The organism is Halotalea alkalilenta DSM 17697, assembly GCF_000621205.1.
In the GTDB taxonomy this organism is placed as follows: Bacteria; Pseudomonadota; Gammaproteobacteria; order Pseudomonadales; family Halomonadaceae; genus Halotalea; species Halotalea alkalilenta.
In genome coordinates, this window is sequence record NZ_JHYY01000041.1 from 1 (window position 1) to 12281 (window position 12281).

Annotated in this window: 10 protein-coding genes and 1 pseudogene; 7 read left to right on the forward strand and 4 right to left on the reverse strand. The window is 65.5% G+C overall.

Annotated features, from left to right (window positions below; translation table 11 throughout):
- A pseudogene (locus Q376_RS24255) lies at positions 1 to 738 on the forward strand (IS5 family transposase); the annotation flags it as partial.
- Positions 739 to 1021: 283 nt separating this feature from the next.
- Entirely contained in the window at positions 1022 to 2056 is a 1035-nt protein-coding gene (selD, locus tag Q376_RS0108220) for a selenide, water dikinase SelD (protein WP_027349918.1), read from the forward strand.
- 30 nt (positions 2057 to 2086) lie between these two features.
- Here the strand turns inward: selD and Q376_RS0108225 are convergent, their stop codons facing one another.
- A complete protein-coding gene (locus Q376_RS0108225) occupies positions 2087 to 3124 on the reverse strand; it encodes a fatty acid desaturase (protein ID WP_027349919.1) in 1038 nt (345 codons plus the stop codon).
- 376 nt (positions 3125 to 3500) lie between these two features.
- On the opposite strand from Q376_RS0108225, the gene Q376_RS21890 reads away from it, so the two are divergent.
- The 4 genes from Q376_RS21890 (at position 3501) to Q376_RS0108245 (ending at position 6454) form a co-directional block, all read left to right on the forward strand.
- Positions 3501 to 3899: a Crp/Fnr family transcriptional regulator gene (locus tag Q376_RS21890; RefSeq protein ID WP_081803451.1), complete on the forward strand. Its 399-nt coding sequence runs from the start codon at positions 3501 to 3503 to the stop codon at positions 3897 to 3899.
- A 139-nt stretch (positions 3900 to 4038) separates the two neighbouring features.
- The gene (locus tag Q376_RS0108235) at positions 4039 to 4782 is read left to right on the forward strand and encodes a 5-oxoprolinase subunit PxpA (protein WP_027349920.1); all 744 of its coding nucleotides are present in this window, start codon (positions 4039 to 4041) and stop codon (positions 4780 to 4782) included.
- Complete coding sequence (gene pxpB / locus Q376_RS0108240) at positions 4779 to 5483, forward strand: 5-oxoprolinase subunit PxpB (protein ID WP_027349921.1); 705 nt, start codon at positions 4779 to 4781, stop codon at positions 5481 to 5483. Before Q376_RS0108235 ends, pxpB begins: the two co-directional genes overlap by 4 nt.
- Entirely contained in the window at positions 5480 to 6454 is a 975-nt protein-coding gene (locus tag Q376_RS0108245) for a 5-oxoprolinase subunit C family protein (RefSeq protein ID WP_155834222.1), read from the forward strand. Before pxpB ends, Q376_RS0108245 begins: the two co-directional genes overlap by 4 nt.
- 92 nt (positions 6455 to 6546) lie before the next feature.
- On the opposite strand, the gene Q376_RS0108250 is transcribed toward Q376_RS0108245, so the two are convergent.
- Both Q376_RS0108250 and Q376_RS0108255 read right to left on the reverse strand, forming a co-directional pair.
- Positions 6547 to 8289 (reverse strand): NADPH-dependent assimilatory sulfite reductase hemoprotein subunit, encoded by a 1743-nt coding sequence (locus Q376_RS0108250; RefSeq protein WP_027349923.1) that lies wholly within the window; start codon positions 8287 to 8289, stop codon positions 6547 to 6549.
- On the reverse strand, positions 8289 to 10100 hold the full coding sequence (locus Q376_RS0108255) for an assimilatory sulfite reductase (NADPH) flavoprotein subunit (protein ID WP_027349924.1): 1812 nt from the start codon (positions 10098 to 10100) through the stop codon (positions 8289 to 8291). Before Q376_RS0108255 ends, Q376_RS0108250 begins: the two co-directional genes overlap by 1 nt.
- A 257-nt stretch (positions 10101 to 10357) precedes the next feature.
- Between Q376_RS0108255 and Q376_RS0108260 the strand changes: the two genes are divergently transcribed.
- Positions 10358 to 10873: a GNAT family N-acetyltransferase gene (locus Q376_RS0108260; protein WP_162177893.1), complete on the forward strand. Its 516-nt coding sequence runs from the start codon at positions 10358 to 10360 to the stop codon at positions 10871 to 10873.
- 68 nt (positions 10874 to 10941) lie between these two features.
- On the opposite strand, the gene Q376_RS0108265 is transcribed toward Q376_RS0108260, so the two are convergent.
- Positions 10942 to 12243, reverse strand: a complete 1302-nt coding sequence (locus Q376_RS0108265; protein WP_027349926.1) for a CitMHS family transporter — start codon at positions 12241 to 12243, stop codon at positions 10942 to 10944.
- Between the last annotated feature and the right edge of the window lie 38 nt (positions 12244 to 12281).

A 12281-nucleotide genomic window follows, 5' to 3' on the forward strand; every position in this document is an offset into this window, starting at 1 on the left:
CTTCTGGGTCCTGTGCTCGGGGGCCAAATGGCGCGACTTGCCAGAGCGCTATGGCCCTTGGAGCACCGCGTACGCACGCTTTCGCCAGTGGCGCGATGACGGCACCTTCGATGCGGTGCTGGCACGTCTTCAGCTCAAGCTTCGTGAGGATGGCTTGATGGACCTGGACACCTGGATGATCGATTCCACGGCCGTTCGTGCGACTCGAGCCGCCACGGGAGGCGGTAAAAAGGGGGGGCGGACGAACCGGTAGACCATGCGCTGGGCCGCAGCCGGGGCGGCTTGACCACCAAGATTCATCTGGTCTGCGACCGGCATGGATGGCCACTGGCTTTCACATTGTCACCCGGTCAGGACGCCGACTTTCGTCATTTCATTCCCACGATGGAAACGATTCGTCTACCGGGAAACATGGGCCGGCCCCGAAAGCGCTGCCGCTATGTCGTGGCAGACAAGGGCTACGACAGCGATGAATTGCGCCGCTACTGCGACCGGCACCGGATGAAGCCGGTCATTGCGCAGCGCAAGATGCATCGAAAACCTCGTCCCGGATTACCCCGAGGGTTCGACAAGCCCAAGTATCGGGAGCGCAATGTCATCGAACGGGGCTTTGGCTGGCTCAAGGAACTACGCCGAATCGCTACGCGCTATGACAAGCTGGCCCGTAGCTTTCGTGCCATGGTATGCCTCGCTTGCATAGACCGTCGCCTACGTGCCGACTTTTCGTACAAAACCTAGTTCTCCAGCATCTTCACTCGCGTAGGCCATGTCTTCCATCGCGATGGGTGTAAGCCAGTCTGCATATACTGAGCGTACAGCTCAGCGATGGGAGACTGGCGGCTAGCCTGCCGCTATCTCCAGCCACGAGCCGCTACGCTCCACGTGCGCTTTGCGGATCGCTTGGATGAAAGCCCCCGCCTTTTTCGATCTTTGTCCGACCCTCGCAACCTTGGCAATCCCTTCGCTAACCTTGAGAATCCAGGCTCCGATGTTTTCCACCCCTTGGATGGAGGGAGCCGCGATGAGTGAGCCGATCCGCTTGACCCAGTACAGCCACGGTGCGGGCTGCGGCTGCAAGATTTCGCCGAAGGTGCTGGAGGTGATCCTCGCTGGCAGTGGGGCGCAGCATCTCGATCCCAGGCTGTGGGTGGGCAATGCCTCGCGTGACGATGCGGCGGTCTATGCGATCGATGAGGAGCGCGGGGTGATCTCGACCACCGATTTCTTCATGCCGATCGTCGATGATCCGTTCGATTTCGGCCGGATCGCGGCGACCAATGCGATCAGCGATGTCTATGCGATGGGGGGGGATCCGCTGATGGCGATCGCGATCCTCGGTTGGCCGGTCGACAAGCTTGGCCCGGAGGTGGCGCGGGAGGTGATTCGCGGTGGACGGGCGGTGTGCGATGAAGCGGGCATTCCGCTGGCCGGGGGCCATTCGATCGATGCGCCGGAGCCGATCTTCGGTCTCTCGGTCACGGGCCTTGTCGACAAGCGCTGGATCAAGCGCAACGACACCGCCACCGAGGGCTGCCGGCTCTACCTGACCAAGCCGCTGGGCATCGGCATTCTCACCACCGCGGAGAAGAAGGGCGCGCTCTTCGATCAGGACGTCGGCGTGGCGCGGGATCTGATGTGCACGCTCAACCGCGCGGGCAGCCGCTTCGCGCGGCTCGAAGGGGTCAGGGCGATGACCGATGTGACCGGCTTCGGCCTGCTCGGGCATTTGGTCGAGATGGCCGATGGCAGCGAGCTCACCGCCAGCATCGATGCCGCCAGGGTGCCGGTGCTCGAGCGGGTGGATGAGTACATCGAGCGCGGCTGCGTGCCGGGCGGGACGACTCGCAACTTCGCAAGCTACGGTGAGCGCATCGAGGGGCTGAGCGAGCGTCAGCGGCTGGTACTTTGCGATCCGCAGACCAGCGGTGGGCTGCTGGTCGCGGTCGAGCCGCGCGAGGAGGGGGCGTTCCTGGCGATGGCCGCGGAGCTCGGCCTTGCGCTGGTCTCGTTCGGCGAGCTGGTGGCGAAGCGGCGCCATGCGGTCGAACTGCGTTGATGCGCACTGCGCGACCCGCCCGGCGAGCGTTCAGTCCCGCGCGTCCAGCGCAGGGCGTGCCTGCTTGAAGGAGACCAGCCGTCGTTGGTCTTCGTCCCACAGCATCAGGCGCACCAAGACGAGGCTCTGACCCAGGGTCAGCCGGCCGATGTCGCGGAGCTCGGGATGTTCCCGCAGCACTTCAGGCAGGCGGTAGCAAGGGATGCGCGAGCACAAATGGTGGACGTGGTGGACGCCGATGTTGGCGGTGAACCAGCGCAGCACTGCCGGCAGGTCATAGTGCGAGCTGCCGTGCAGCCCCGCTACGCGCACGTTCCACTCCTCGTCGCGGGCCCAGAAGGTCTCCTCGAACTGGTGCTGGACGTAGAACAGCCATACCCCGATCGAGGTGGCCAGCAGCATGATCGGTAGCTGCACGAGCAGGAAGGGGACGACGCCGACCAGCCAGATCATCGCCGCCGTCACGGCGGCGATCGCCAGATTGGTCGCCATGGTGCTCAGCCATGGCATCGCGCCTGCACGCATGAAGCCTACCGGCAGCCGGTTGTCGAGCAGGAAGATGTACGCCGGGCCGAGTCCGAACAGTACCAGCGGGTGGCGGTAGGCGCGATAGCGCAGCCGCTGGAGCGGCGTTAGCGCGCGATACTCGCGCACGGTCAGGGTGTCGATGCCGCCGACCCGCGGGCGGTCGAGATTGCCCGAGTTGGCGTGGTGGAGCTCATGGGTGTGGCGCCAGAAGTCGAACGGGGTCAGGGTCAGCACGCCGATCGCCCGTCCGACCCAGTCGTTGGTGCGCCGGGAGCGAAAGAACGAGCCATGGCTGCAGTCGTGCATGATCATGAACATGCGTACCAGCAGTCCCGCCGCGGGGATGACCAGCGCCAGGCCTATCCAGTAGCCCTGGCTTACGCAGTACCAGAGCAGCGCCCAGGCGAGGACGAAGGGAATCACCGTGATCGCGATCTCCGCCAGGCTTCGGCGCAGATGCGCTACGCGGTAGCCACCCAGCGCGCGTATCAGCGCGCGGGTCCGTGCGCTGGCATCGATTGGCGCGGCCAGAGGTTTCATAGCGCGGCTCCTGAGAGGCTAGGATGCTCGCCGGGCAACCGTTGAGCCGATTGCCGGGCGCCTGTCCGGGGTAGGGGGCATGCCGAGGGGAAGTTCGACGATGGGTCTCCTGTGAGTCCATTCTGCGCCGTGCGCCGCCCGATGTCTGAGCATTATTGATCACCGCCGGCGTGCTACGCTCGTTCAGTGTGGTTCCAGCGGCCGCCGTATGGCGCCGACGCCATCGGTGACTCCAGCGATAGCCAGCGGTGCGCCACCAGAGGAGGTCGTGTCATGACGATCCGTCATCCGCCATCGTTCGAGGCCGCATTGGTGCTGTCGAGGATCGGCGAGGTGCCTCGCCGGGCAGGCGCTGCGCATTTCGACGGCGACGACCATGACCGATGCGGTGATCGTGCGGCTGGAGAAGCCGGCGATCGTTGGGCTGATCCGCGAGCAGCCGGAGTTCTCCGAAGCGTTCATCGCCCATCTGCTGAGCCGCGCCATTCGAGTAGAGGCCGACCTGGTCGACCAGCTGTTCAACTCGAGCGAAAAGCGCCTCGCCCGGACGCTGCTGCTGTTGGCGAATTTCGGCCAGGAGGGTGGGCCTGAGCCGGTGATCGCGAAGATCAGCCAGGAGACGCTGGCGCAGATGATCGGTACCACGCGCTCGCGGGTCAGTTTCTTCATGAACCGCTTCCGCGAGCTCGGCTTCATCTCCTACAACGGCGGCATCGAGATCCACAGCTCGCTGCTCAACGTGGTGCTCCACGACCACCCGCGGATCGAGGCCTGATCACGCCCATTCGGGCCATCGGCTTATCGCCGGTGATCTGGTTTTTTTGTTGGACACCGCGCGCGTGGCTTGCGCAGACTCGTCGTCCAAGCTTCGACAACAGCATTCAATAACGACGAGCTACAGGAGAGACCCCCGCATGGCCCGGCTGCTGCTCAATTGCGATATGGGTGAGAGTTTCGGTAACTGGCGGATCGCCGACGAGGCGCCGGCGATGGCGCTGGTCGATCAGGCCAACTTGGCTTGCGGCTTCCACGCCGGCGATTTCAGCGTCATGGCGCAGAGCGTGCGGCTTGCCGTCGAGCATGGGGTATCGATCGGTGCCCATCCCGGCTATCCCGACCTGCAAGGCTTCGGACGCCGGGCGATGGAGATGCGTATCGATGAAGTCACCGACCTGCTGCTGTACCAGATCGGTGCGCTGGACGCCTTCTGTCGCGCCAACGGTACCCAGGTCGACTACGTCAAACCCCACGGTGCGCTGTACCACGCGATCTACCAGCGGGCGGAGATGCTCGACGCGGCGCTGCGCGCCTGCCGGCTCTACCGCGAGGGCCTACCGCTGATGACGCTGGCGGTGGCGGATCGCGCGCCGGTGCTCGCGGCGGCCGAAGCGGCGGGTGTACCGGTGCTGTTCGAGGCCTTCGCCGATCGCGCCTATCTCGCCGATGGGCGGCTTTCGCCGCGCTCGCGTGCGGATGCGGTGCACAAGGACCCGGAGCGGATCGTCGCCCAGGCGCTTGCGATCGCGCGCGGCGAGGCATTCGACGACATCGACGGCCAGCCGATGCAGCTCGCCGCCGACACCCTCTGCGTGCACGGTGACAATCCGCAGTCGCGGGCGGTGCTGGCCCGGCTGCGCGCAGCGCTGGAGGCCCAGTGATCCGGATCGAACCCGCCGGGGCCGAGGCCGCACTGATCAGCTTCGAGCGCCCGCCGAGCCGTTTGCTTTCGAGCTCGATCATCGACTTCGCCCGCCGGGTCGAAGCCCGCCTCGGAGCGGCGGTGCTCGACATGATCCCCGGCTGGGATACCCTGCTGATCCACTATTCGCTGCGTCGCATCGACTACCCGAGCCTCGAGCGCCTGCTCGGGCCGATGCTCTCCGATTGGCGTGAGCTCGATACCGGCCAGGTACGCACCGCGCGCCGCCACGAGATGCCGGTATGGTACGTCGGCGAAGACCTCGCCGAGGTCGCCGAGGCCTGCGGGCTCAGCGTGGAGGAGGTGATCGAACGCCACGCCGCCGGCGACTACTACGTCGGCGCGGTCGGTTTCGTGCCCGGCTACGCCTATCTCGGTGGGCTCGATCCGCTGCTCGTGCGTCCGCGTCGCGCCACTCCGCGGACCCTGGTGCCGGCGGGGAGCGTGGCGATCGCCGAGCACCAGACCGGGATCTATCCTCAGGCCCTGCCGGGGGGCTGGAATCTGATCGGGCGCTGCCCGACCCGGCTCTACGACCCCTCGCGCTGGCCACCCGGACGCTTCGAGGTGGGCGATGCGGTGCGCTTCTACGCCATCGACGAAAACGAGTTCCACGCCCTCGACGGCGAGTGGGAGATGCCGGTGGGGAGAGTGAAATGACCCAGCGAAAGAAGGGCGGGACGGGGGCGCTCGAACTGCTCGAACCGGGGGTGCTGTCATTGATCCAGGATCGCGGCCGGATCGGCAGCCAGCGCTTCGGCGTCTCCCGGTCCGGGGTGATGGACCCCCACGCGGCGGCCTGGGCCAACCGGATGCTCGACAATCCGGCCGGCAGCCCCTTGATCGAGGTCACCCTCGGCGGCCTGCGGCTGCGTGCCCGGGAGGATACCTGGCTGGCCTTCACCGGCGCGGGAATGGCGCTGCACCTCGACGGGCGTCCGCTCTCCGGCTGGAGCCGCTTCGCCATCCGCGCCGGGCAGACCCTGAGCGTTGGCTTCGCCTCCAGCGGCCAGCGCGGCTACCTGGCGGTGCGCGGCGGATTCCTGGTCGAACCCAAGCTGGGCTCGGTAGCCACCCACGCGCGCAACCGCCTCGGCGGCCTGCACGGTGACGGGCGGCCGCTCGCCCGCGGCGATTTGCTGCCCCATCCTCCGGGTGGGGACGCCTTCCGCCTCGGGGCACGGGTACCGTGGAAGATGATTCCCGACTATCGGGAGGTGCCGCTGCTGCGCGTGCTGCCGGGAGGCGATCATCATCTCTTTCCCACCGCCCAGGTGGAGCGATTCTTCGACCAGCGTTGGCAGGTCTCGGCCAGCTCGGACCGGATGGGGATCCGTCTCTGCCACGAACGGCCGCTGCGCGAGGTGCCGAGCCGCAAGATGTCGCTCGGCATCTGCCCGGGCGCGATCCAGGTACCGCCCAATGGCGAGCCGATCGTGCTGATGTCCGACTGCCAGACGATGGGGGGCTATCCGCTGTTCGGCTGGCTGCACCCGCTCGATCTCGGCCGTCTGTCCCAGGTGCCGGCGCGCCAGGAGGTGCGTTTCGCCCCGATCGATGTGGAGACCATGCAAGCGGAACTCGCGCGCTTCAACGACTTCTTCGATCATCCGCCGCCGCAGCCGTACTGAGTGGCGTGGCTTGGCTATTCATCCAAACGAACGAAAAAACGCACGCCCCGGGGCGTGCGTTTTTTCGTCGATGCCGTCAGCGGCGTAGCTGCCTATTGGGTATGAAAATCGAGGCCGTTGACGGTGGCCTTGATGATCCCTACGCGGATCACGAAGTCGCCGAAGCACTCGCCCGGCTCGCGCTCCCGGGCGTAGCGGTGGATCATCGGGGTCAGTTCCTCGAGGATCGTCTTCTCGTCGATGTTCTCGCGATACATCTTGTTCAACCGGGTGCCGGTGAAGTTGCCGCCGAGATAGAGGTTGTAGCGCCCGATCGCTTTACCGACGAAGCCGATCTCGGCCATGAACGGGCGGCCGCAGCCGTTTGGGCAGCCGGTCATCCGCAGCACGATCGGATCCTGCTCGAGCCCTGCGTCGCGCATCACTGCGTCGAGCTTGTCCAGCAGGGTCGGCAGGTAGCGCTCGCTTTCGGCCATCGCCAGGCCGCAGGTCGGCAATGCGACGCAGGCGATCGAGTGCTGGCGCAGCGGGGTGGCGCTCTTGACCATGTTGAACTTGTCGAGCAGCTCGTCGATGCAAGCCTTGGCGGCCTCCGGCACGTTGCTGATGATCACGTTCTGGTTGCAGCTCATCACGATGTCGCCATCGAACGATTCGGCGATCGCTTTCAGTCCGCTCTTGAGCTTCATTCCGGCGTGGATCGGGCTGTCCTCGGGATAGTCCTTGACCCGGCCGTTCTCGACGAACAGCCCGTAGTGCCACAGGCCGTCCTCGCCCTGGTACCAGCCGAGCAGGTCGCCGGTGGTGTCGAAGCGATAGTCACGGGTTGGTTCGAGCGCGTAGCCGAGGTAGTTCTCGAGCTCGGCCTTGAAGCCCTCGAGGCCCATGGTATCGACGGTGTACTTGACCCGCGCGTGCTTGCGGCTCTTGCGGTCGCCGTTGTCACGCTGGACCAGCATGATCTTCTCGGCGACGTCGACCGCCTTGTCGACCGGCACGTAGCCGATCACGTCGGAGATCCGCGGATAGGTATCGGGCTCGCCGTGGGTCGAGCCCATGCCGCCGCCCACCGCGACGTTGAAACCGACGATTTCACCGCCCTCGACGATGGCGATGAAGCCGATGTCGTTGGTGTGGATGTCGATCTCGTTGTCCGGCGGCAGGGCCAGGCCGATCTTGAACTTACGCGGCAGGTAGTGCTTGGTGTAGAGCGGCTCGACCACTTCGTCCGGGCCGCCGTAGACCCGCTCCTCGCCGAGGAAGATCTCGTGGTAGGCGCGAGTGTGGGGCAGCAGATGGTCGCTGATCTTCGCCGCCAGCTTGAAGAGCTCCAGATGCAGCCGCGAGCGGTGCGGGTTGGCGGTCGAGGTGACGTTGCGGTTGACGTCGCCGCAGGCGGCGATGGTATCGACCATCACGTCGTTGATCGTCTTCAGGTGCGCGCGCAGGTTGCGCTTGAACACACCGTGGTACTGCAGCGTCTGGCGGGTGGTGACGCGCAGGGTGTCATTGGCGTAGTCGGTGGCGACCCGGTCCATCACCAGCCACTGGGCCGTGCTCAGCCGACCGCCCGGGATGCGCAGCCGCACCATGAAGGAGTAGAGCGGCTCGAGCTTCTGCTGGCGGCGCTCGCTTCTCAGGTCGCGGTCGTCCTGGAGGTAGAAGCCGTGGAACTTGGTCAGCTGCAGGTCTCCATCGGAGACCGCGCCGGTGGCGATGTCGGCCATGTCCTCCATCAGCTGTCCACGGAGGTAGTCGCTATCGACCTTGAGCTTCTCGTTGGCGGCGTAGGTCGTCAGGTCCTCGTCGCGCAGTTTGGCAATGATATCGGTCATCAGTAAACGTCCCGCTGGTAGCGTTTGGCCTGCTGCAGTTCGCGCAGCCAGGCGGTCGCCGACTCCTCGTCGCGGCCACCGTGGGTCTTGGCGATCTCGATCAGCGTATTGTGCACATCCACCGCCATGCGCTCCCCATCACCGCAGACGTAGAAGTGGGCACCGTTTTCCAGCCACTCGTAAAGCTCGCGACCCTTTTCGCGCATCCGGTCCTGGACGTAGATCTTCTCCGCCTGATCGCGGGAGAACGCCACGTCGAGCCGGGTCAGGAGCCCCTTGGCGCGCATGTTCAGCCACTCGGCCTGGTAGAGGAAGTCGGACTCGAAGTGCTGATCGCCGAAGAACAGCCAGTTGCCGCCCTTGGCACCGTCCTCTTCGCGCTGCTGCATGAACGAGCGGAACGGCGCGATGCCGGTACCCGGCCCGACCATGATGATCGGTGTATCGCCGCTCTCTGGCAGCTTGAAGTTCTTATTGTGGTCGATGTAGATCGGCACCGTGTCGCCCGGCCGGACGCGATCGGAAAGCCAGGTGCTGGTGACGCCGCCGCGGGCGCGGCCGTGGGCTTCGTAGCGCACGATGCCGACGGTCAGGTGGACCTCGTCGGGGTTGGCGTCGAGCGAGGAGGCGATCGAGTAGAGCCGCGGCGGCAGCTTGCGCAGCGCGCTGACGAAGGTCGGCGCGTCGATGCCGGTGACCGGATAGTCGCGGACGATGTCGATCAGCTGGCGGCCGTAGAGCCAGTCGCGCAGTTCGTCCTTGGCATCCTCCGCGAGCAGGCGCTTGAGTTCCGATGCCTCGCTCAGTTCGGCCCAGTGCTTGACGAATGGCCGGGTGAGGGTGGTGACCTCCAGCTCCTTGAGCAGGGCATCGCGCAGCAGTCGTCCCTCACCGAGGTCATGCTCGGCATCCATTGCCAGGGTATCGAGCATCTCATCGACGTAGCCCGGATCGTTCTGCGGCACGATGCCCAGCGCGTCGCCGGGCTGGTAGCTGAGCCCGGAGCCCTCGAGCGAAAGCTCGATATGGTGGGTCTCCTTCAGCGAGCCGCGGCCGTTGAGCTGGATCGACTCGAGCACCTCGGCCTCGAACGGGTTCTTGCGCGAGTAGGCGCTCGGCGCCGCGGCGGCGGCCGGCATGGCGAAGCCAGCGGCCGGCTGGGGCGCCTGGGACTCGCCCTTGAGCGCCTGATAGGCATCCAGCGTGGCCTCGATCCAGCGCTCGGCGGGCTCATCGTAATCGACGTCGCAATCGACCCGGTCGAGGATGCGCTCCGCCCCCAGCTCGGCGAACCGCGCATCGGTGAGCTTGCCCATCTGGCAGAAGTATTCGTAGCTGGAGTCGCCAAGGCCGAGCACCGAGAAGCGCGAGCCCTTGAGATCCGGCGCCTTGCGGCCGTTGATCAGCTCGAAGAAGCCTTCGGCGGTGTCGGGTGGATCGCCCTCGCCCTGGGTGCTGACCACGATCAGGTAGTTGGCGGGCGCCTTGAAGTCCTTCTTGCCGAACTCGGCCATATCGGCCAGTCGGGCTTCGAAGCCACGCGCCTTGGCGCGCTCGAGCGCCATCTCGGCTACCCCTTCGGCGTTGCCGGTCTGGCTGCCGTAGAGGATCACCAAGGGAAACGCGGTGTCAGCGCCGCTGGCGGGAGCCTGCACGGGCGCCGACAGCGTCCCGGCCGCGCCGAGCCCGGAGAGATAGCCCGAGAGCCAGGTGAGCTGGCGCGCGTCGAGGCCTGCCAGGGCCTGATTGAGACGCTCCGCCTGAGCCGCGCTCAGCGGGCTATTGGTGTCGAGCAGGGGGCCACTGGACATAGTCTTTCCTCATCGTCGTCCTCAGGTCGCGGGCGAGCATGCTAACGAGGAGCGACTAGAATTAGAAGGTATGAAAAGAGATCTTCTTATAGCGTGATGGTTGGTTCGGGTGTCAGTCACGCGACGAGCCCCCGATGGGAACCGAGGGCGCATGGATCTTGACCGCGATGGTATCCCAGCCATTGGTAAGGCACTATTCAGGCCTTCTTATCCAAGCTTTCAATACCCCTTATCTTTGTCGGGAATGGTTTTCATTGATGAGTGCAGCGGGCGAGCGAGATCCCCATCGGGTAGACCAGCCCAGCGACCTGCGGCTGCGCCGATTGGCGCGCGGAGAGCGCGCTTTGGGCATCTTGAGTGGGTGGCAGTACGAGCAGTGGGGCGGGCTGCACCCTCATCAGAATGCGCGCAGTTGGGAGGCGGCGCTCACCGATGAGTGTGGCGCACCGGGCCAGCCGGTGCCCTCCAGCTACGTGCTCGAGCTGGACGGCGAGATACTCGGCGGCATCCAACTGCTGGCCTACGACATGGATCTGGAGCCGGCCTGGACACCCTGGCTTGCCTCGGTTTTCATCGCACCCCAAGCGCGCGGGCAAGGTCTCGCCGGTTGGATGGTGGCAACGCTTGCCGAGCGGGCCCGCAGCGCGGGCCTCGAGCGGCTTTATCTGTATACGCCCGATCAGCAGGCCCTCTATGCTCGACTTGGCTGGCGCGAGATCGACCGGCGCGAGTGGCTTGGCGAATGGGTCAGCGTGATGCTGCGCGAGCTCTGAGCAGTGTAAGGCTCGCCGAGTCGAACCACGCTCTCCACGCCAAGGTCAATTGGGATCTGAGCGCCTGCTCAGCCCGCGAGCAGCGGGAACATGCCCAGCGCCATGGCGGTGAACATCATCACCAGCGAGGTGATGATCGCGAGGAAGAAGGTGAAGCGCTGGTGATCGCCGAAGTCCACCCCAGCCAGGCCGACCAGCAGATAGGTCGAGGGCACCAGCGGGCTGAGCAGGTGGAACGGCTGGCAGATGATCGAGGCGCGGGCGATCTCGACGGTCGAGATGCCATAGTGGCTGGCGGTCTCGGCGAGCACCGGCAGTACCCCGAAGTAGAAGGCGTCGTTGGACATCAAGAAGGTGAACGGCAGCCCGAGCAGGGCGGTGATCGGTGCCAGATAGGGGCCCATCGACGGGGGGATCACGCTGATCAGCGATGTCGACATCGCCTCGACCATGCCGGTGCCGCCGAGAATGCCGGTGAACACGCCTGCGGCGAAGATGATCGAGACCACCGCCAGTACGCTGGGCGCGTAGCTATCGATCCGCGCTTTCTGCATCGCCAGGCTCGGGTAGTTGACCACCATCGCGATACAGAAACCGATCATGAACAGGATCGGCAGCGGCAGTATGCCGCTGATCAGCGCGGCCATCAGCCCGAGCGTCAGCAGGCCATTGAACCACAGAAGCTTCGGCCGGCGTGCGTGCTCGTCGGGGGAGACGAACACCTCGGTGTCGTTCTCCACCAGGCGCTCCTTGAGCACGCCGAGGCGCTTGCGCTCGCGCAGGCCGAACAGGCTGGCGAGCAGGAACAGCCAGGCGATCGCCGCCACCATCGGCAGGATCATCGGCACGAAGATGTCGGCCGGGTCGAGCGAGAGCGCACTCGCCGCGCGCGCGGTCGGGCCGCCCCAAGGGGTGAGGTTCATCACGCCGCTGGCGAGCATGAAAAGACAGGTCATGATCAGCGGATTGATGCCGAGGCGCTTGTAGAGCGGCAGCATCGCCGCGCAGCAGATCATGTAGGTGGTCGAGCCATCGCCGTCGAGCGAGACCAGCAGCGCCAGCGCCACCGAGCCGATCACCACCTTGAGCGGGTCGCCCTTGACCAGCTTGAGAATCAGCCGCACCGGGTGATCGAAAAGGCCGGTGTCGATCATGATCCCGAAGTAGAGGATCGCGAACATCAGCAGCACCCCGGTGGGGGCGATGTTGCGGATGCCATCGAGCATCATCGCGCCGAGCTCTCCGCCGGCGCCTGCGAGCAGGCCGAAGATGATCGGCACCAGGATCAGCGCGAGCACGGGGGTCAGCCGCTTGCTCATGATCAGATACATGAAGGAAGCGACCATGCCAAAGCCAAGCGTCGTCAACATCTCACGGTTCTCCAAATCGAAGGGGAAGCGATGCGCAT

Excerpts from the sequence above, each read along its gene's own strand:
- selD (WP_027349918.1), top strand. The coding sequence starts at position 1,022 with ATGAGTGAGCCGATCCGCTTGACCCAGTACAGCCACGGTGCGGGCTGC.
- Q376_RS0108225 (WP_027349919.1), bottom strand. The coding sequence starts at position 3,124 with ATGAAACCTCTGGCCGCGCCAATCGATGCCAGCGCACGGACCCGCGCG.
- Q376_RS21890 (WP_081803451.1), top strand. The coding sequence starts at position 3,501 with ATGACCGATGCGGTGATCGTGCGGCTGGAGAAGCCGGCGATCGTTGGG.
- Q376_RS0108235 (WP_027349920.1), top strand. The coding sequence starts at position 4,039 with ATGGCCCGGCTGCTGCTCAATTGCGATATGGGTGAGAGTTTCGGTAAC.
- Q376_RS0108245 (WP_155834222.1), top strand. The coding sequence starts at position 5,480 with ATGACCCAGCGAAAGAAGGGCGGGACGGGGGCGCTCGAACTGCTCGAA.
- Q376_RS0108250 (WP_027349923.1), bottom strand. The coding sequence starts at position 8,289 with ATGACCGATATCATTGCCAAACTGCGCGACGAGGACCTGACGACCTAC.
- Q376_RS0108255 (WP_027349924.1), bottom strand. The coding sequence starts at position 10,100 with ATGTCCAGTGGCCCCCTGCTCGACACCAATAGCCCGCTGAGCGCGGCT.
- Q376_RS0108260 (WP_162177893.1), top strand. The coding sequence starts at position 10,358 with ATGAGTGCAGCGGGCGAGCGAGATCCCCATCGGGTAGACCAGCCCAGC.
- Q376_RS0108265 (WP_027349926.1), bottom strand. The coding sequence starts at position 12,243 with ATGTTGACGACGCTTGGCTTTGGCATGGTCGCTTCCTTCATGTATCTG.